Below are 18,372 nucleotides of genomic sequence, written 5' to 3'. Positions count from 1 at the left end.
AAGGCTTTGCCTTGCATCCAGGATGCATGGCAAAGGCGCGGGAGCCTGCCGCTTCATAGCCGGCGCATAGTCTTGCTCCTGCGGGAAGCCCCCCTAATACGGCAACCCGACGTAATTCTCTGCCAGCGCGGCCCGCGCCGCCTCTGAAGAGAACAGATAGTCCAGATCCGCCCGCTGCAACCGCAGATCGGTCTCGGTTCCTTCCGGAAAACGATGCAGCAGGTTGGTCATCCACCAGCTGAACCGCTCCGCCTTCCAGACCCGCGCCAGTGCTTTTTCGGAATAGCGCTCCAGTCCTGCACTGTCGCCCCGCAGGTAGTGGTCCAGGAAGCCATGATAGAGGTAGTAAATATCCGAGGCCGCCGAATTCAGCCCCTTGGCACCGGTCGGCGGCACAATATGGGCGGCGTCGCCCGCCAGGAACAGATTGCCGTACCGCATCGGCTCCGCCACGAAACTGCGCAATGGCGCGATGGATTTCTCGATTGACGGGCCGGTTTCCAATTGCCCTGCCACCTGTTCCGGCAGCCGGCGCTTCAGCTCTGCCCAGAAGTCCGCATCGCTCCAATCTTCGGCCCGGTCCGTTAACGGCACCTGGATGTAGTAACGGCTCAGCACCCGGCTGCGCAGCGAGCAGAGAGCGAAGCCACGCTCATGGCGTGCATAGATCAACTCCTGCGCAACCGGCGGCGTTTCCGACAAAACCCCTAGCCAGCCGAAGGGATAGACCTTTTCGTATTCTTTCAGCACCTCCGCCGGAATAGATTTGCGGCTGACCCCGTGAAAGCCGTCGGCGCCTACGATAAAGTCGCAGTCTGCCCGTTTCGATGCGCCATCCTGCTCCCAGGTCACATAGGGGCGCGCATCCGTCAGCGCATGCGGCTGCACATTCTGCACATCGTGCAAAACCTCACCACCCATCGCGTCGCGTGCCTCATACAGATCGCGGGTCACCTCGGTCTGGCCGTAGACCATTACCGTCTCGCCGCCGGTGTGTTTTGCCAGGTCGATCCGGTCCAGCCGCCCCTGATGGGCAATATGAAACCCCTCGTGGATCTCCCCTTCGCGGTCCATCCGGCCGCTGCAGCCGGCCTCGCGCATCAGATTGACAAAGCCGTGTTCCAACACCCCGGCGCGGATCCGGCCCAGCACATACGCGCGGCTGTGCTTCTCCAGAACAATTGAACTGACCCCTTGGCGATGGAGCAGCTGCGACAGCAGCAGCCCCGAAGGCCCGCCGCCAATGATGACAACCTGCGTCTTATGCGTGGACATGCGCGTTCCCCGATTTTCCGACTTGTGCTTGCAGGGTGCAATTATGCGCTGCGCACACATCTTTGCGAATGGACCCAACGCGCCAGTTCTTGTACATTTCATACATGCAGACGCTAACCTCCATCGACACCTACAACCTGTTTGGCGAGACCGCGGAACTCGCTGATATTCTGCATGTGGAGACCATCCGCGCGCGTTCCGAACTGCATGATTGGGAACTGAGACCGCACCGCCATGCCCGGCTGCACCAGATACTGGTGCTGACCGGCGGTGCAGGAGAGGCGGATCTTGACGGAAACAGCCACACCCTGTCCCCGCCCTGCCTGATCAATGTCCCCCGCGGCGTGGTGCATGGCTTCCGCTTTGGCAACCGCACCGGCGGCTGGGTGATCACGCTCGCTTCGGATTTGCTGGACCAGAGCCTGGCACCGGGCGAAGGGATGCGCGCACCGCTGGATCTGCCTGCCGTCCTGCCCTTGCCCGAAGGGCTGCAAAGCCTGGCTGCGCGCCTGTTCCGGGAATACGGCAACAAGGATTTTGGCCGCGCGCAGATGCTGCGCGGACTAGCGTTGTCGGTTACCGCGCTGACCGCCCGCGCCATCGCCGCCGCCCAGGGAGAAGATCCGCAGGCCCGCGCCAGCCCGCTGTTTGCCCGGTTCGAGGCGCTGGTAGAGCGCGACTTCCGCCTGCGGCGCCCGCTGGCGGACTACGCTTGCGCGCTGGCTGTCTCTGCAACCCACCTCAACCGCATCGCCCATCAGGCCACCGGCCAGCCGGCCTCGGCCTTGGTCCGCGCCCGTGTCCTGCGCGAGGCGCGGAGACTGCTGATCTACACCAACCTGACCGCGGCGCAGATCGCCTATGAACTGGGCTTTACCGATCCGGCCCATTTCAGCCGGATCTTTGCCAAGGGCACCGGACTGCCGCCACGGAAGTTCCGCCAGCAGCTTGCCCAAGGCAGCTGAGCCGCCGCAGACTGATCCAGCCGGGCATCACGAAAGGGACCGAAATGCTGCAAGGGATCCGTATTCTCGAGGTCGAAGGCCTGGGCCCCGGCCCCTTTGCCGCAATGACACTGGCCGACCTCGGGGCCGAGGTGATCTGCGTCAACCGCAAGGGCGGCGCCGTCACCCCCGGAATGCCGGAACGCTCCCTGCTGGACCGGGGCAAACGATCAATCGGGCTGGATCTGAAAGAGCCAGCTGATGCCGATACCTTTCTGGCTCTGGCCGCCACCGCCGACGGGTTGATCGAGGGTTTCCGCCCCGGCGTGATGGAACGGCTGGGCCTTGGCCCGGAAACCTGCCACGCGGTCAATCCCGCATTGGTCTATGGCCGCATGACCGGCTGGGGGCAGGACAGCCCGCTAGCCCATGCCGCGGGGCATGATTTGAACTACATCTCGCTGTCCGGCGCGCTTTGGTATGCCTCATGCCCCGGCGATGTGCCGCAAACACCCGCCACGCTGGTCGGCGATATCGGCGGTGGCGCAATGTATCTGGTGGCCGGGATGCTGGCAGGCATCCTCAGGGCCAAAACAACCGGCGGCGGCTGTGTGGTGGACGCTGCAATCTATGATGGCTCGGCCCATATGATGAACCTCTTGATGAGCATCCGGCAGGCCGGCAATTTCGGTGTGCAACGCGGCGCAAACCTGCTCGACGGGCCGCATTGGAGCCGCACCTATGCCTGCGCCTGCGGCGGCTATGTCTCGGTGCAATGCCTGGAGCCGAAGTTCTATGCGCTGTTTCTGGAGAAAATGGACCTGTCCGGGGACGCAGCATTTCAGCAACAGTTCGACAAGTCCTTATGGCCCGCTCTCACAGGCCGCCTCGCCGGGATTTTCGCCAGCCAGGCGCGTGACCACTGGGCGGCGCTTTTTCAAGGCACCGACGCCTGCGTGGCACCGGTGCTGAACCCCGAAGAATCCCGGGCGCACCCGATGAACAGCCGCGGCACATGGGCTGAAGCGCAGGGTGTGCTGCAGGCTGCTCCTGCCCCGCGGTTTTCAGATCAGCCGGAATGGACCCCGCCGGAAATCCCCGCACGCGGACAGCATACGGACGAGATCCTGGCGGAATTGGGCCTGAAATAGGCTCAGTCTTCTTTTTTGGGTTTTTCGGCTGCCGCTTTCATACGCTTCAGCAGCTCGGTCTTGTCCGACTGCTTGCCAAAGGGGTTCTTCTTGGTCCCCTTGGCATTATGTTCGGCGTGACGAGGTTTATTCTTGCCCATTTTGGGTGCTCCAGATTTACCGTAATCCACCGTTATGTCCTTATTCGCGGCGCGTGCTGCTGCGCTGATGCCCGAAACCGCCGCCCGGCACAAGGCCGGGCCGCTGCTGAACCGCTCAGCCGCCGCGGACCGTGTCGATCATCAGCTGCACATTGTCCGGGTCCGCATCCGGCGTGATGCCATGGCCCAGATTGAAAATATGAGGGCCCTTCTTGAAGGCATCAACAATGCGGCGGGTTTCATCCACCAGGTCCTGCCCGCCGGTCACCATGTGGCGGGACGCCAGATTGCCCTGCACGCAGCCGTCTGCCTGCACATGGGCCGCAGCCCAGGCCGGATCAACGGAATTGTCCAGCGCCACACAGTCCACACCAGTTGCCTTGGCAAAGCCCACGTATTTCTCACCCGCCTCGCGCGGGAAACCGATGACGGGAATGCCCGGGTGGCGTTCCTTCAGCGCTGCGGTGATCTGGCGGCAGGGCTCCAGCGCATATTTCTGGAACGCCTCGCCCTTCAGCGAGCCGGCCCAGCTGTCAAAGATCTTGACCACTTCGGCGCCGGCCTCGATCTGCTTGGACAGATAGTCAATGGTGGCTTCGGTGATCCGCGCCAGCAGCGCCTCGAACAGGGCAGTGTTTTCCTCGCGCAGGGCGTGGGCAGGCCCCTGATCCGGCGTTCCGCGGCCCGCGATCATATAGGTCGCCACGGTCCAAGGTGCGCCTGCGAACCCTATCAGCGTCGTCTCGGACGGCAGTTCACGCGATAGAATGCGGACGGTCTCATAGATCGGGTTCAGCGTCTCGTGGATATCCGATGCCGGGCCCAGTTTTGCAAAGTCACTCTCCGTGGTGATGGTCGACAGCCGCGGGCCTTCGCCGGTCACGAACCACAAATCCGCCCCCAGCGCCTGCGGGATAAGCAGAATATCGGCAAACAGGATTGCGGCGTCAAAGCCATAGCGGCGGATCGGCTGCAGGGTCACTTCGGCGGCCAGTTCAGGATTGTAGCAGAGCGACAGGAAATCCCCGGCCTCAGCCCGCGTCGCGCGGTATTCCGGCAGATAGCGGCCCGCCTGGCGCATCATCCAGATCGGCGGCACTTCCTGTTTCTCACCCGCCAATGCGCGCAGCAGCTTCTTTTGTCCACCCATGGTCATCCTCGCTATCAATCGCCCGTATAGATCGCCCTCTGAGGTCACGCCTGCGGGGCGGAATGTCAAGAGCAGGGGCGATCTGGCGCGCCCTGCCCTCAAGCGCCTTGTCCTATGTCAAAGCCGCCTCCCCAGGCATGTGAGAAAGGCAAAAACCGGTTTCCTCCGGGGCGCAAACTGATTTAAGGCTTCTTCTTATGACACTGACCCTGCCCACCCCCGCTTCGCCCCTGAAAATCGGCACCCGCGGATCGCCGCTGGCGCTGGCCCAGGCCTATGAGACCCGCGCCCGCCTGGCCGCCGCCTTCGATCTGCCGCAGGAGGCGTTCGAGGTGGTGGTGATCAAGACCACCGGCGACAATCAGGCGCTGATCGCAGCGGACAAGCCGCTGAAAGAGCTGGGCGGCAAGGGGCTGTTCACCAAGGAGATCGAAGAGGATCTTCTGTCCGGTGCCATCGACATTGCGGTGCATTCGATGAAGGACATGCCGGTGCTGCAGCCGGAGGGGCTGGCGCTGGACACCTATCTGCCGCGCGAGGATGTGCGCGATGCGTTCATTTCGCCGTCTCTCAAATCGCTTTCTGACCTGCCAAAGGGCGCGGTGGTCGGCACGTCGTCCTTGCGCCGCCGCGCGCAGCTCTTGAACCGCCGTCCCGATCTGAACGTGGTTGAGTTCCGCGGCAACGTGCAGACCCGGCTGCGCAAACTGTCCGAGGGTGTCGCGGAATGCACCTTCCTGGCGATGGCCGGCCTCAACCGGCTGGCGATGGCGGATGTGCCTGCCACAGCGATCGAAACAAACGACATGCTGCCCGCAGTGGCGCAAGGCGCCATCGGCATTGAACGGCGCGCGGATGACAGCCGCGCCGCCGAGATGCTCTCAGCAATTCATGACGGTGAAACCGGCCAGCGCCTGGCCGCCGAACGCGCCTTTCTGGCGGCGCTTGACGGCTCCTGCGAGACTCCGATTGCGGGCCTTGCCGAACTCGACGGCCCCACCCTGCGCCTGCGCGGCGAAGTGCTGCGCCCGGATGGTTCCGAAGCGATCAACGATGATCAGACCTGCCCGGTGGAAGACGGTGCGGAATTGGGCCGGGAAATGGCGGCAAAGCTATTGGAGAAAGCCGGCAAGGGGTTCTTCGACTGGAAGGCCTGAAGCGAGGCTCTGCCTCGCGCTCCGGGGTATTTGAGGCCAGAAGAATATTAGGAGCCTCTCTTCATCTGGCTGAAAATATCTACCGTGTTGCTTCGGTCTCCATCTGGCCGCAACGATAGCATGGGCAAAGAGCGTGCAGACCTCAAATATCGGAACGCTCTTTGCTCATGCGATTTCAACAGAGCAGCCGTCCGTCGCTTGCGCGGCGAATTCAGTCAGAGCGCCCAGCGCGGAAGTGCTGAATTCTCAATGCGCCCGCTCGCAGCGCGCCTACCCGCCGCACTGCCGAAAATCACCCGCTGCATAGCAAAAGGAAACGCGGTCATTCAGGCAAGGTGCAGCAATTCCGAAGCCCTGAATTTACCCAATCCGGAACAGTCCTGACGTTCTCTGTATTTGCAGACAGGCAACCCGCCCAAGTCTGCTTTAGACACCGGGTGCAAAATCGCTCCGCGATAGGGACTCTGCGTGGCCGGTGTCGGGCTGAACCGGCGTTTATTTCTCGGTTTAGGAGGTCGGGTATGTGCTGTTGGCCGAGGTGATTTCGCCTCGGTCGACAGAGAGTTTCCCATGACCGTTCAACAGTCCACACCGACGGCACCCCTTCGCGCCCGGGTAACTGCCGGTATGCCGCCGCGCAAACTTGGACTGGTTCTCGAACCAGCCACTTGCGGGTCTGCAAGCGGCATCTGATCGAGAGCGGGTCGAGTTTCTGTACCCGCAACCAGACCATCACCGGGGTGAAGGTTCTGTTCCGGATCACGCTGCGGCGGCATGACCTGGCGGCCGAAGTGTTCCACACTCATGATGCCGGTGAAGGTGCCGCTAGTGCTGAGCGGCAACGAGGTCAAGCACATCCTGATCATGGCACCAAGCCAGTGACGCTGCACACGATGTGTCGAAGACGCGCCTCTGGCACGCTGCGCCATTCATTCGCGACACATCTGCTGGAGCGCGGCGTGGACATCCGCGTCATCTATTACCTGGCAGTCGAGTGCGCCGCAATCTGCCGAGAGAGGGCATGATCTCGGCGGCGGAGAGCCCGCTGGACGATCTGACCGCGGCGAAGCGCAAGAAAGGCGCTCGGCGTCCATGCCGCGATGTGTAGATTGCGGGCATGACCACATTGCCTGCAACTCTTGCCGGAACAGGCACTGTCCCAACTGATCGGGCTGGCCCGGCTGCACGTCGCCGGGAAGCCGCGCTTCTTCGGCAGTCATGCCGGGCTTGCGGGTCGCGCGGCCTTCGACGCGTTTCTGCAACCGCTGCGCCGGATCGATTGGGTCGTGTTTGCCAAGGAGCCCTTCGCCGGACCCAGGGCCGGACTGGCATACCTATCGCACTACACTCACCGCGCTGAGAACTTCAAGCAGCCTCCCGCAGGCCGGCGTTTGGCTGCCGCCAGTTTCTTTTTACCAAGCCGAAGGTTCGGGCTGTTCGCCTAAAATTTCGGCGTAAGCACGTTATCTGAAAATCGCGCCGCATCAGTGGCCTTTACAGACATCTTCCGCCCTTTCCATGCTCTGCCGCATGCCCGGTGTCCTGTCCATTGTTGTTGTCGAAACAGACCGCGAACGCGCCTTCATGATTGTGGACGGGCTGCGGGAAGCCGGGGATTTCGACATTCAGGTCATCTCGGAACCTTCAGGCCTGGCGCGCCGGATACAGGTGCGTGACCCGGATGTTGTCCTCATCGATATTGCAGATCCCTCGCGCGGCATGCTGGAGGAACTGACGCTGGCATCCGGCCCCAAGGAACGTCCGGTGGCCATGTTTGTCGATCGCAGCGAGGACGGGCTATCTGCTGCCGCAGTGGAGGCCGGTGTCTCGGCTTATGTAGTCGACGGGCTGCAGCCCGCCCGGCTGAAGCCGGTTCTGGACGCCGCGATTGCCCGGTTCCGGCAGTTTCAGCAGATGCGCACCGAGCTTGCCGAAGCCAAGCGCGCCCTGGAGGAGCGCAAGGTCATCGACCGTGCCAAAGGCATCGTCATGAAGGCCCGCGGCATCGCCGAAGATGAGGCCTATGCGCTGCTGCGCAAGACCGCGATGGACCAGAACAAGCGCGTCCCAGACGTGGCGCAGGCGCTGGTCACCGCGGCAGGGCTGCTGGCATGAGCACGGCACGGGGATCCCTGGCGGCTATGTCCCGCTGACCGATGCGGCGCCGCTGATTGCCGCGCAGAATATGGGCTTTGCCGCCGAACAACAGCTGGCGCTGGAGCTGCACCGCGCGCTCTCCTGGTCGTCGCTGCGGGATATGCTGGCCGCGCGGCGACATCTCGATCTGCCCGCCGAAATCTTCGAGCGCGCGCTGCCGGGAAAATTCACGGTCACACCTCAGGGCCTGCAGCGCGAAACATCCGGTTTCATCGGCTTTCTGACCGCGCCCCAGGCTTCTCCTGGCGGAGTCAGGTGCAATGGATTGCCTTACAGCTCGCACAGCGGAACGGCCTGGGCCGCAAGACGGCACTGGCAAAGGCCGGGCAGGTATTCCGCAGCAATCTGCACCGCAACGCCCTACGCGGGACCGGCGCCGACTTGCCCGGCGCCCCTTTGACACTGGAAGGCGCGATCTGCACCCTGCTGCTGACAGCCGGAGAATCGGCAGCGGCCAGCCTGTTGCAGAACCGGTTCTTCGATGGCCGCGTTTTTGATCCCCAGGCCGCGGACTGATGAAAAAGCAGGCAGCTTTCCGGGCCATCATGCTGCAACGCAGAATTTCTTGCTGCATGAGCAAAGAAGTCTTTGCCGCCTTGCTCCTCCTCCGGCAGCCTGAGGTCAGACAGGCAACGGTGCCTGACTGAGAATTTTCCCGAAGACCGGGTTTCACTGAGCAAAGCCGCTCGACCCGCCGCCACACTTTCAGGCGGTGCGTGTCAGCGGCTTTTTCTATTCGGCCTTCGGGCCGGACACAGCAATAAAAGGAAACCGACCCGATGAAGAAACTTGTCCTCGCCTTAACTGCCACAACCGCGCTGACCGGGCCGGCTCTGGCTGAAATGCACGACCTGGAAAAGGACGTTCTGACCTTCGGTTTCATCAAGCTCACCGACATGGCGCCGCTGGCGGTAGCCTATGAGCAGGGGTTCTTCGATGATGAGGGGCTGTTTGTGACCCTCGAAGCGCAGGCGAACTGGAAGGTGCTGCTGGACGGGGTGATAGATGGCACCCTGAACGGCGCCCATATGCTGGCAGGCCAGCCGCTGGCCGCGACTATCGGTTACGGCACCAAAGCCCGCATCGTGACCCCGTTCTCAATGGATCTGAACGGCAACGGGATCACCCTGTCCAACGAGATCTGGGAAATGATGAAGCCGAACCTCCCGGCAGACGCCGACGGCCGGATCGCGCATCCGATTTCCGCCGCCTATCTGAAGCCGGTGATCGAGAGCTTCAACGCCAAGGGCAAGCCGTTCAACATGGGCATGGTGTTCCCGGTCTCCACCCATAACTATGAACTGCGCTACTGGCTGGCGGCTGGCGGTATTAACCCCGGCTACTACTCGCCCGAAAATGTGACCGGCCAGATCGGCGCCGAGGCGTTCCTGTCGGTGACACCGCCGCCGCAGATGCCTGCGACATTGGAGGCGGGCACCATCTCCGGCTACTGCGTCGGGGAGCCGTGGAACCAGCAGGCCGTGTTCAAGGGCATCGGCGTACCAGTCATAACCGATTACGAGATCTGGAAAAACAACCCGGAAAAGGTGTTCGGGGTCACCGCAGAGTTTGCCGAGGAAAACCCCAACACAACCCGCGCCGTGGTCAAGGCGCTGATCCGCGCGGCCCAGTGGCTGGATGAAAACGATAACGCCAACCGTGCGGAAGCGGTCGAGATCCTGTCGCGCCCGGATTACGTCGGTGCCGACCCGGAGGTGATCGCCAATTCGATGACCGGCACCTTTGAATACGAACCTGGTGACAAGCGCACGGTGCCCGATTTCAACGTGTTTTTCCGCTACAACGCCACCTATCCGTTCTATTCGGACGCGGTCTGGTACCTGACCCAGATGCGCCGCTGGGGCCAGATCGCCGAGCCCAAACCCGACAGCTGGTATGATGAAGTCGCGCGCTCGGTCTACAAGCCCGGGATCTATCTGGAAGCGGCAAAAATGCTGGTCGATGAAGGGCTTGCCGATGCTGCGGACTTCCCCTGGGACAGTGACGGATACAAGGCCCCGACCCCGGCCGCAGACATCATCGACGGCATCCCCTTCGATGGCAAAACCCCCAACGCCTACATCGACAGCCTGCCGATCGGCCTGAAGGCCGGCCAGACCGTCGCCGGCGGCTCCGTTCAGGGCTGACCCCGGACGGGTGCGCGGCGCGGCAAGCCAAGGCCGCCGCCGCCCTGTCGCAGCATTCCTCGAAAAGGATCCCACCATGACCACCGTCGACCCCGACACACTCAGCTCCGAGGCCCGCCGCGCCCGGCTGTTTACCCGGATCAACAAGCTGGACGCCTGGTTTCAGGTTTTTGGCCTGGCCTGGATCACCCCTGTTCTGAAAGCCGCCGCAGGAGACAACCCCAAGGCGCAGATGAAGGAATTCTGGCGCCTGTTGGCGGTTCCCGTCATCGCGATTGCGGCCTTTCTCCTGCTCTGGACCGCGATGGCCCCCAAAGTACAAACTTCGCTGGGGGCGGTCCCCGGCCCTGCCGCTGTCTGGACTGAAACCGTGAACCTGCACAGGGATGCGCAGGCCAAAGCCGCCAAGAAACAGGCCCACTACAAGAAGGTGGAGGCCCGCAATCAACGCTTTACCGACCGCGGCCAGCCGGAGCGGGTCAAGGATATCCCCTATACCGGCGCGCCGTCCTACTATCAGCAGATCTGGACCTCGATCCAGACCGTGTTCTTCGGCTTCCTGATCGCCTCTGCGGTGGCGATCCCGCTGGGTATCCTGGCTGGCCTGTCGCCGGTGGCCAATTCTGCCATCAACCCCTTGGTGCAGATCTTCAAGCCGGTGTCGCCACTGGCCTGGCTGCCGATCGTGACGATGATCGTTTCCGCACTGTACGCCAGCAATGACGGGCTGTTTGCCAAGTCGTTCCTGGTCTCTGCCATCACCGTGACGCTGTGTTCGCTGTGGCCGACCCTGATCAATACCGCACTGGGAGTGGCCTCCATTGACAAGGACTTGGTGAATGTCTCCAAGGTTCTGAAAATGAACACCTATACCAAGATCACCAAGCTGGTGCTGCCCTCGGCCCTGCCGCTGATCTTCACCGGCCTGCGGCTGTCGCTGGGGGTCGGCTGGATGGTGCTGATCGCGGCCGAAATGCTGGCGCAGAACCCCGGGCTTGGCAAATTCGTCTGGGACGAATTCCAGAACGGCTCCTCGCAGTCGCTGGCCAGGATCATCGTCGCGGTGCTGACCATCGGCATCATCGGCTTCCTGCTGGACCGGGTGATGTACGCGCTGCAGTCGCTCTTTACCTTTTCGAACAACAGGTGATCCGCCATGAGCGTTCTTGAGTTCAAAAATGTCTCCAAAAGCTTTGGTGAAGGCACCGCCCGCACCGATGTCCTGAACAATATCGACCTGAAGGTTGAGGAGGGCGAGTTCCTTGTCCTGCTGGGCTTCTCCGGTACTGGCAAGACCACGCTGATCAACCTGATGGCGGGGCTGGAAACGCCGTCGCAGGGCACTGTCACCTTCAGGGGCAAGTGCATCTCCGGTCCCGGACCCGAACGCGGCGTGATCTTTCAGAGCTATTCGCTGATGCCCTGGCTGACGGTGACCGGCAATGTCTCCCTCGCGGTCGACACGGTCTTCCCCGGCATGGCAAGGGCGGAGAAACAGGCCAAGGTGGACCACTACGTGAAGATGGTCGGCCTGGGCCATGCTGCAAACCGCCGCCCGGCGGAACTGTCGGGCGGCATGCGGCAGCGGGTGAATGTGGCCCGCGCGCTGGCAATGGACCCTGAGGTGCTGCTGCTGGATGAGCCGCTGTCAGCCCTGGATGCGCTGACCCGCGCCAATCTGGCGGATGAGATCGAGATGATCTGGCAGGCGGACAAGAAAACCTGCGTGCTGATCACCAATGACGTGGACGAGGCGATCCTGCTGGCCGACCGCATCATCGCGCTGAACCCCGACGGCACGCTGGGGGAGGCGTTCAAGGTTTCCATTCCGCGCCCGCGCGAGCGGTCCGCCATGAACAGCGACGAGACCTTCAAGCGCCTGCGGAGAGAAGTGACCTCCTGCCTGATGGATGCAGGGATCGAGGCCAAAATCAAAAGCACCAGAACTCTGCCGGATGTCATTCCGGTCCACGGGCTGCCTGCGGCAGTGGCCGAGGCCTCTAAGTCGCTGACCAAGCAACGCTTTCTGGAATTCTCGCAGCTGCACAAGATCTACCCCACGCCGAAGGGACCGCTGACCGTGGTCGAGGATTTCAACATCAAGATCAACAAGGGCGAATTCATCTCGCTGATCGGCCACTCGGGCTGCGGCAAATCCACGGTTCTGACCATGGCGGCGGGGCTCAATCCGATTTCCAAGGGCGCGATCAAGCTCGACCGCAAACACGTAGAAGGCGCCAACCCGGAGCGCGCCGTGGTGTTCCAGTCGCCAAACCTGTTTCCCTGGCTGACCGCGCGGGAGAACTGCGCCATCGGGGTCGACAAGGTCTACCCCAAGGCGTCGCAGGCGGAGCGGCAGGACGTGGTGGAATACTATCTGGAGCGCGTCGGCCTGGCGGATGCGATGGACAAGCCCGCGCATGCAATGTCGAACGGCATGCAGCAGCGGGTCGGCATCGCCCGCGCCTTTGCTCTCTCGCCCAAGCTGCTGCTCTTGGATGAACCCTTCGGCATGCTCGACAGCCTGACCCGCTGGGAGCTGCAGGAGGTGCTGATGGAAGTCTGGTCGCGCACCAAGGTGACCGCGATCTGCGTCACCCATGATGTCGACGAGGCGATCCTGCTGGCCGACCGGGTGGTGATGATGACCAACGGACCCCAGGCCACCATCGGCAAGATCACCGGCGTCGACCTGCCGCGCCCGCGCACCCGCAAGGCGCTGCTGGAGCACCCGGATTACTACACCTACCGGCAGGAGGTGCTCGATTTCCTGGAGGAATACGAGCACGGGGCGGCCCCCAAGCCCAAACCGGCCGACGCCAAAATTGCAGCGGAGTAAGGACATGACCCAGAAACTCGTCATCATCGGGGCCGGCATGGCCTCGGGCCGGGTGATCAAGCAATTGCTCGATGCCGACCCCGGCGCCTACGGCATCACGCTTTTCAATGCCGAGCCGCGCGGCAATTACAACCGCATCATGCTGAGCCCGGTGCTGTCGGGCGAGAAGACCTATGAGGAGATCGTCACCCATTCACACGCGTGGTACGCCGAGCGCGGCATCACCTGCCGCTTCGGCGAACATGTGGTGAAGATCGACCGGGAAATGAAAGTGGTCGAGGGCGAAAACGGCCATGTGCCGTATGACAAGCTGGTGATCGCCACCGGCTCCGCCCCTTTCATCATCCCGGTGCCGGGGCACGATCTGCCGGGCGTGATCTCCTACCGCGACCTGGACGACACAAATGCGATGATCGATGCTGCCGCCAAGGGCGGCAAGGCGGTGGTGATCGGCGGCGGCCTTTTGGGGTTGGAGGCTGCTGCCGGGCTCAACGAGCGCGGCATGGACGTGACCGTGCTGCACCTGACGGGCCACCTGATGGAGCGCCAGCTGGATGAGGCGGCGGGGTATCTGTTGCGCAAGGATCTGGAGGCGCGCGGCATCACCGTGAAAACCCAGGCCTCGACCAAGGCGATCCTGGGCGAAGAGCGGGCGCAAGCGGTACTGCTGGAAAGCGGCGAGACGCTGGGCGCGGATCTGGTGGTGATGGCGGTGGGCATCGGCCCGGAAACCCGCCTCGCCAATGACGCGCATCTGACTGTGGCGCGCGGCATCGAGGTGAACGCGCAGATGCAGACCTCCGACCCGGACATCTATGCGGTCGGCGAATGCGTGGAGTTCGACGGCAATCTGTTTGGTCTGGTGGCGCCGCTTTATGATCAAGCCAAGGTTCTGGCGGACAGCTTTCTGGGCCAGCCGAATGCCTTTGTGGTCAAGGAGCTTGCCACCAAGCTCAAGGTCACCGGCTGCGACCTGTTCAGCGCCGGGGATTTTGCCGAAGGCGAGGGGCGCGAGGATATAGTCTTCCGCGACCCCGCCCGCGGCATCTACAAACGGCTGGTCATCGAAGACGACCGGCTGGTTGGTGCCGTGATGTACGGGGACACCGCCGACGGCAGCTGGTTCTTCGGGCTGATCAAGGACGGCGCGGACATCAAGGAGATGCGAGAGACGCTGATTTTCGGCCCGGCCTACCAGGGGGGCGCCTCTGCGGACCCTCTGTCAGCCGTTGCAGCATTGCCGCCTGAGGCGGAGATTTGCGGCTGCAACGGCGTATGCAAGGGGCAGATCACCAGCGCCATCGAAAGCGGCGCCACCGATCTGGGCGCAATCCGCGCACAGACTAAGGCCAGCGCCTCCTGCGGCACCTGCACCGGGCTGGTGGAGCAGCTGCTGGCCGTGACCCTGGGTGATGGCTATGCGGCGCCCCAGGCCCAGCCCATCTGCGGCTGCACCAGCCACACGCACGAGGATGTCCGCCGCCTGATCAAGTCGCAAGAGCTGAAAAGCCAGGCCGCGGTCTGGCAGGAGCTTGGCTGGACCACCCCGAACGGCTGCCATGTCTGCCGCCCGGCAGTGAACTACTACTTGCTGGCCGACTGGCCGATGGAGTACCGGGACGACCCGCAAAGCCGTTTTGTGAACGAGCGCAAGCACGCCAACATCCAGAAGGACGGCACCTTTTCCGTGGTGCCGCGGATGTGGGGCGGCATCACCACCCCGGAGGAGCTGCGCGCCATTGCAGATGCCGCCGACAAATACGACGTGCCGACGGTCAAAGTGACCGGCGGCCAGCGCATCGACCTGCTGGGCGTCAGGGGCGAGAACCTGCCTGCGATGTGGGCGGATTTGAACCGGGCCGGGCTGGTGTCGGGCCATGCCTATTCCAAGGGGCTGCGCACGGTGAAAACCTGTGTCGGCACCGACCATTGCCGGTTCGGCACCCAGGACAGTACCGGGCTGGGCATCAAGCTGGAAAAGCACCTCTGGGGCTCCTGGACGCCGCACAAGCTGAAACTGGCGGTCTCCGGCTGCCCGCGCAACTGTGCTGAGGCGACCTGCAAGGACATTGGCGTGGTCTGTGTCGACAGCGGCTATGAGATCCACATCGGCGGTGCTGCGGGCATGGAGATTAAGGGCACAGAACTTCTGTGCAAGGTGGAGAGCGAGGACGAGGCGATCGAAGTGATCTCGGCGATGACCCAGATTTACCGCGAAAACGCCCGGTATCTGGACCGGATCTACAAATGGCTGGCCAAGGTGGGCCTCGACTGGATCAGGGAGCAGATCGTGGAGGATGTAGAGAACCGCAAGGCGCTGGCGGAGCGGTTTCAGCTGTCGCAATCAATCTACCGCAAGGACCCCTGGGCCGAACACGCGCAGGACAGCATCACTCGGGCGCAATACGCCCCCCTTGCCAATCTGACACTGGAGGCTGCGGAATGAGCTGGATCGACATCGGACACATCAGCGATATCCCCCTTCACGGCGCGCGGGTGGTGAAAACATCCGTCGGCTGCGTCGCCCTGTTCCGCACCAGCGAGGATAAGGTCCTCGCTGCCGACGACCGCTGCCCGCACAAAGGCGGGCCGCTGTCCGAAGGCATCGTGCATGGGCAAAGTGTGACTTGCCCGCTGCACAACTGGGTGTTCGATCTGAACACCGGCGAAGCGCAGGGCGCCGACGCGGGCCGGATCGAGACCTATCCGCTGCGCATTGAGTCAGGCCGCCTGCTGATCGACGGCGCAGCCATCGGCAAGCGGAGCGCGGCGTGATGATGGGCGCCAGCTGCAAGGAAACCCGCTCCACCTGTCCCTATTGCGGCACTGGATGCGGCGTGCTGCTGCGCCCGGACGGCATGGGCGGGCTGGCGGTGCGCGGCGACCCCGATCACCCGGCCAACCGCGGGCGGCTCTGCTCCAAGGGGCTGGCGCTGGGGGAAACACTGGGACAGGAGGGCCGCCTGCTGGCGCCGCGGGTGAACGGGCAGGACACCGATTGGAACAGCGCACTTGATCTGGTAGCCGCCAAGTTCCGGCAGGCCGTGGAAAAGCACGGCCCGGGCAGCGTCGGCTTCTACCTCTCCGGGCAGATGCTGACAGAGGATTACTATGTCGTCAACAAGCTGATGAAGGGCTTTCTCGGTTCGGCAAACATCGACACCAACTCGCGGCTGTGCATGGCCTCCACCGTTGCGGGACACAAGCGCGCCTTTGGCACCGACACCGTGCCAGGCACCTATGACGATCTGGAACAGGCTGATCTGATCGTCCTGACCGGCTCCAACCTCGCCTGGTGCCACCCGGTGCTGCACCAGCGCATCCTGGCAGCGCGCGCGGCGCGCGGCACCAAGCTGGTGGTGATCGACCCGCGCCGCACGGCGAGCTGCGATCAGGCCGACATGCATCTGAAACTACGGGCCGGCAGCGATGTGGCGCTGTTCAACCGGCTCTTGGCTGCCCTCTACGAAGGCAGCGCGCTGGACGCGGATTACCTGCGTAACGTGAATGGGCTCGGTGAGGCGCTGGAAACCGCCTTTGCTTCCGATGCCGCGGTGACAGGGCTGTCTGACAGCGAAATCGCAGCCTTCTGCAACCTTTGGATGCGCACGGAAAAAGTGGTGACCATCTTCAGCCAGGGCGTGAACCAGTCCACGTCCGGGACAGACAAGGTGAATGCGATTCTGAACTGCCATCTGGCCACCGGCCGGGTCGGCAAGCCCGGCAGCGGGCCTTTTTCGGTGACCGGCCAGCCCAACGCCATGGGCGGGCGCGAAGTAGGCGGGCTGGCCAATATGCTAGCCTGCCACATGGATCTGGAAAATGTAAGCCACCGCACGGCGGTGCAGGAGTTCTGGGGCGCTCCCGCGATGCCGGACCGGGCGGGCCTGAAGGCTGTCGACCTGTTCCGCGCCGCGGGCGACGGGCGGCTCAAGGCGCTCTGGATCATCCACACCAACCCTGCCGTCACCATGCCGGAGGCCGATGCCGTCTCCGCCGCCATCAAAGCCTGCGATTTCACCGTGGTCAGCGATATCACCGCCGCAACCGACACCGCCCGGCTGGCGGATGTGCTGCTGCCCGCCGCCGCCTGGGCGGAAAAGGACGGCACGGTCACCAATTCTGACCGCACAATCAGCCGCCAGCGTGCCGTTCTGCCGCCGCCCGGCCAGGCCCGTGCCGACTGGGACATTCTGGCAGACGCAGGCAGGCGCATGGGCTGGGGCGCGGCGTTCGGCTATCAGACACCTGCAGAGATCTTCCGCGAGCACGCAGCGCTGTCCGGCCTTGCCGGCAGCTTCGGGCTGGACTTCGACATCTCCGGCCTCGCCGCGATCTCCGGCCAGGACTACGACGATCTGCTCCCGCTGCGCTGGCCGGTCAGCCGCAGCCGCCAAGGCGGCCGTTTCTTTGCAGACGGGCAGTTCTTTCACCCGGACGGCAAGGCCCGCATGCTACCGGTCCGCTGCTGCCCTCCGGCAGCCGCGCAGGGCCGCCGCTACCCGTTCCGCCTGAACACCGGGCGCATCCGGGACCAGTGGCACACGATGACACGCACCGCGCTGGCGCCGCGCCTGTCGGGACATTTGGCAGAGCCCTTTGCCGACATCCATCCGCAGGACGCCCGGGCGCTTGGGGTGAAACCTGCGGATCTGCTGCGCCTCAGCAGCCCGCACGGGCAGGCCATCCTGCGCGCCCGGATCACGGCAGATGTGCAGCCCGGAGACCTATTCGTGCCAATACACTGGACCGGCGAAACCGCCCCCTCTGCCCGCATTGACAGGCTTGTCGCCGCCGCCGTCGATCCGGTTTCGGGACAGCCCGAAAGCAAGGCAACGGTTGTTGCGGCGGAACGCTGGCAGCCAGCTTGGTACGGGTTTGCAGTCTCGCGCCTGCCGATGAAACCGGTGGCGGACTACTGGGCCCTGGCACGCACCAAGGCCGGATACCGTGCAGAACTCGCCGGGCTGGCCTCCCTTTCGGAACCGGAGGCCGCCGCGCGGGACCTGTTTGCCCTACCGAAGGCCGAGGCGCAAATGATGACAGACAGGTGCAAGGGCATTACCCGGCTGGCCCTGTTTCAGGATGGCAAGTTCATGGCAGCACTGTTCACAGCGCCGGAACCGGTGGCGGTCAGCCGGGACTACCTGGCCGGCCTGCCGGGAACCGGCGCGGCAGGGGTGCTGACCGGCAGTCCCGCAGCAGACCAGCCCGACCCCGGCCCAGTGGTTTGCGCCTGCTTCAGCGTAGGGGCCAACACCATTCTGCACGCCATTGAGAACGGTGGTCTGATGAGCGTTGCAGACGTCGGCGCCGCCTTGCAGGCGGGCACGAACTGCGGCTCCTGCCGCCCTGACATCGCTGACTTGCTGGCGCGGCGCCCATTCAGGCAAGCCGCAGAATAGGACGGTT

General features: G+C 63.6%; 15 protein-coding genes and 1 pseudogene. 13 read left to right on the top strand and 3 right to left on the bottom strand.

Annotated features, from left to right (window positions below; genetic code table 11):
• Nucleotides 1-93 precede the first annotated feature (93 nt).
• A complete protein-coding gene (gene pobA, locus L1069_RS20370) occupies nt 94-1,275 on the bottom strand; it encodes a 4-hydroxybenzoate 3-monooxygenase (RefSeq protein WP_237456862.1) in 1,182 nt (393 codons plus the stop codon).
• A gap of 104 nt (nt 1,276-1,379) precedes the next feature.
• On the opposite strand from pobA, the gene L1069_RS20365 reads away from it, so the two are divergent.
• Both L1069_RS20365 and L1069_RS20360 read left to right on the top strand, forming a co-directional pair.
• The gene (locus L1069_RS20365; RefSeq protein ID WP_237456861.1) at nt 1,380-2,240 is read left to right on the top strand and encodes a helix-turn-helix domain-containing protein; all 861 of its coding nucleotides are present in this window, start codon (nt 1,380-1,382) and stop codon (nt 2,238-2,240) included.
• Between the two features lie 44 nt (nt 2,241-2,284).
• Entirely contained in the window at nt 2,285-3,370 is a 1,086-nt protein-coding gene (locus L1069_RS20360; protein ID WP_237456860.1) for a CaiB/BaiF CoA-transferase family protein, read from the top strand.
• A 2-nt stretch (nt 3,371-3,372) separates the two neighbouring features.
• Here the strand turns inward: L1069_RS20360 and L1069_RS20355 are convergent, their stop codons facing one another.
• Together L1069_RS20355 and hemE are read right to left on the bottom strand one after the other, a co-directional pair.
• Entirely contained in the window at nt 3,373-3,540 is a 168-nt protein-coding gene (locus L1069_RS20355) for a hypothetical protein (protein WP_167738137.1), read from the bottom strand.
• A gap of 85 nt (nt 3,541-3,625) precedes the next feature.
• A complete protein-coding gene (gene hemE, locus L1069_RS20350; RefSeq protein WP_237456859.1) occupies nt 3,626-4,660 on the bottom strand; it encodes a uroporphyrinogen decarboxylase in 1,035 nt (344 codons plus the stop codon).
• Nucleotides 4,661-4,857: 197 nt separating this feature from the next.
• Here hemE and hemC point away from each other — a divergent pair, with 197 nt between their 5' ends.
• The 11 genes and pseudogenes from hemC to L1069_RS20295 all read left to right on the top strand — a co-directional run bounded on the left by hemC (nt 4,858) and on the right by L1069_RS20295 (nt 18,365).
• Complete coding sequence (hemC, locus tag L1069_RS20345; RefSeq protein ID WP_237456858.1) at nt 4,858-5,817, top strand: hydroxymethylbilane synthase; 960 nt, start codon at nt 4,858-4,860, stop codon at nt 5,815-5,817.
• A gap of 668 nt (nt 5,818-6,485) precedes the next feature.
• Nucleotides 6,486-6,842: a hypothetical protein gene (locus L1069_RS20340; RefSeq protein WP_237456857.1), complete on the top strand. Its 357-nt coding sequence runs from the start codon at nt 6,486-6,488 to the stop codon at nt 6,840-6,842.
• A 144-nt stretch (nt 6,843-6,986) separates the two neighbouring features.
• Nucleotides 6,987-7,172, top strand: a pseudogene (locus L1069_RS24210) (transposase); the annotation flags it as partial.
• A gap of 175 nt (nt 7,173-7,347) precedes the next feature.
• The gene (locus L1069_RS20330) at nt 7,348-7,932 is read left to right on the top strand and encodes an ANTAR domain-containing protein (RefSeq protein WP_129372832.1); all 585 of its coding nucleotides are present in this window, start codon (nt 7,348-7,350) and stop codon (nt 7,930-7,932) included.
• Nucleotides 7,933-8,002: 70 nt separating this feature from the next.
• The gene (locus L1069_RS20325; protein ID WP_237456856.1) at nt 8,003-8,374 is read left to right on the top strand and encodes a hypothetical protein; all 372 of its coding nucleotides are present in this window, start codon (nt 8,003-8,005) and stop codon (nt 8,372-8,374) included.
• A gap of 379 nt (nt 8,375-8,753) precedes the next feature.
• Entirely contained in the window at nt 8,754-10,121 is a 1,368-nt protein-coding gene (locus L1069_RS20320; RefSeq protein WP_237456855.1) for a CmpA/NrtA family ABC transporter substrate-binding protein, read from the top strand.
• A 76-nt stretch (nt 10,122-10,197) separates the two neighbouring features.
• Nucleotides 10,198-11,271, top strand: coding sequence for an ABC transporter permease (locus L1069_RS20315; RefSeq protein WP_237456854.1), 1,074 nt, complete (start codon nt 10,198-10,200; stop codon nt 11,269-11,271).
• A 6-nt stretch (nt 11,272-11,277) separates the two neighbouring features.
• Nucleotides 11,278-12,960, top strand: a complete 1,683-nt coding sequence (locus L1069_RS20310) for a nitrate ABC transporter ATP-binding protein (protein ID WP_237456853.1) — start codon at nt 11,278-11,280, stop codon at nt 12,958-12,960.
• Between the two features lie 4 nt (nt 12,961-12,964).
• Nucleotides 12,965-15,406 carry a nitrite reductase large subunit NirB gene (gene nirB / locus L1069_RS20305; protein ID WP_237456852.1) on the top strand — a complete coding sequence of 814 codons (2,442 nt, stop codon included), beginning with the start codon at nt 12,965-12,967 and terminating at the stop codon, nt 15,404-15,406.
• The gene (nirD, locus tag L1069_RS20300) at nt 15,403-15,735 is read left to right on the top strand and encodes a nitrite reductase small subunit NirD (RefSeq protein ID WP_237456851.1); all 333 of its coding nucleotides are present in this window, start codon (nt 15,403-15,405) and stop codon (nt 15,733-15,735) included. Before nirB ends, nirD begins: the two co-directional genes overlap by 4 nt.
• Complete coding sequence (locus tag L1069_RS20295) at nt 15,735-18,365, top strand: nitrate reductase (RefSeq protein ID WP_237456850.1); 2,631 nt, start codon at nt 15,735-15,737, stop codon at nt 18,363-18,365. The genes nirD and L1069_RS20295 overlap by 1 nt, the downstream gene beginning before the upstream one ends.
• Nucleotides 18,366-18,372 lie beyond the last annotated feature (7 nt).

The sequence above is a fragment of the Leisingera sp. MMG026 genome (assembly GCF_021654205.1).
GTDB lineage: Bacteria > Pseudomonadota > Alphaproteobacteria > Rhodobacterales > Rhodobacteraceae > Leisingera.
Note: the sequence above shows the minus strand (reverse complement) of the source record. Positions and strands in the feature narration are given on the sequence as shown.

What these genes read in the sequence shown, in the direction of transcription:
- pobA (WP_237456862.1), bottom strand. Translation starts at nt 1,275, where the DNA reads ATGTCCACGCATAAGACGCAGGTTGTCATCATTGGCGGCGGGCCTTCG.
- L1069_RS20365 (WP_237456861.1), top strand. Translation starts at nt 1,380, where the DNA reads ATGCAGACGCTAACCTCCATCGACACCTACAACCTGTTTGGCGAGACC.
- L1069_RS20360 (WP_237456860.1), top strand. Translation starts at nt 2,285, where the DNA reads ATGCTGCAAGGGATCCGTATTCTCGAGGTCGAAGGCCTGGGCCCCGGC.
- hemE (WP_237456859.1), bottom strand. Translation starts at nt 4,660, where the DNA reads ATGGGTGGACAAAAGAAGCTGCTGCGCGCATTGGCGGGTGAGAAACAG.
- hemC (WP_237456858.1), top strand. Translation starts at nt 4,858, where the DNA reads ATGACACTGACCCTGCCCACCCCCGCTTCGCCCCTGAAAATCGGCACC.
- L1069_RS20330 (WP_129372832.1), top strand. Translation starts at nt 7,348, where the DNA reads ATGCCCGGTGTCCTGTCCATTGTTGTTGTCGAAACAGACCGCGAACGC.
- L1069_RS20325 (WP_237456856.1), top strand. Translation starts at nt 8,003, where the DNA reads ATGGGCTTTGCCGCCGAACAACAGCTGGCGCTGGAGCTGCACCGCGCG.
- L1069_RS20320 (WP_237456855.1), top strand. Translation starts at nt 8,754, where the DNA reads ATGAAGAAACTTGTCCTCGCCTTAACTGCCACAACCGCGCTGACCGGG.
- L1069_RS20315 (WP_237456854.1), top strand. Translation starts at nt 10,198, where the DNA reads ATGACCACCGTCGACCCCGACACACTCAGCTCCGAGGCCCGCCGCGCC.
- L1069_RS20310 (WP_237456853.1), top strand. Translation starts at nt 11,278, where the DNA reads ATGAGCGTTCTTGAGTTCAAAAATGTCTCCAAAAGCTTTGGTGAAGGC.
- nirB (WP_237456852.1), top strand. Translation starts at nt 12,965, where the DNA reads ATGACCCAGAAACTCGTCATCATCGGGGCCGGCATGGCCTCGGGCCGG.
- nirD (WP_237456851.1), top strand. Translation starts at nt 15,403, where the DNA reads ATGAGCTGGATCGACATCGGACACATCAGCGATATCCCCCTTCACGGC.
- L1069_RS20295 (WP_237456850.1), top strand. Translation starts at nt 15,735, where the DNA reads ATGATGGGCGCCAGCTGCAAGGAAACCCGCTCCACCTGTCCCTATTGC.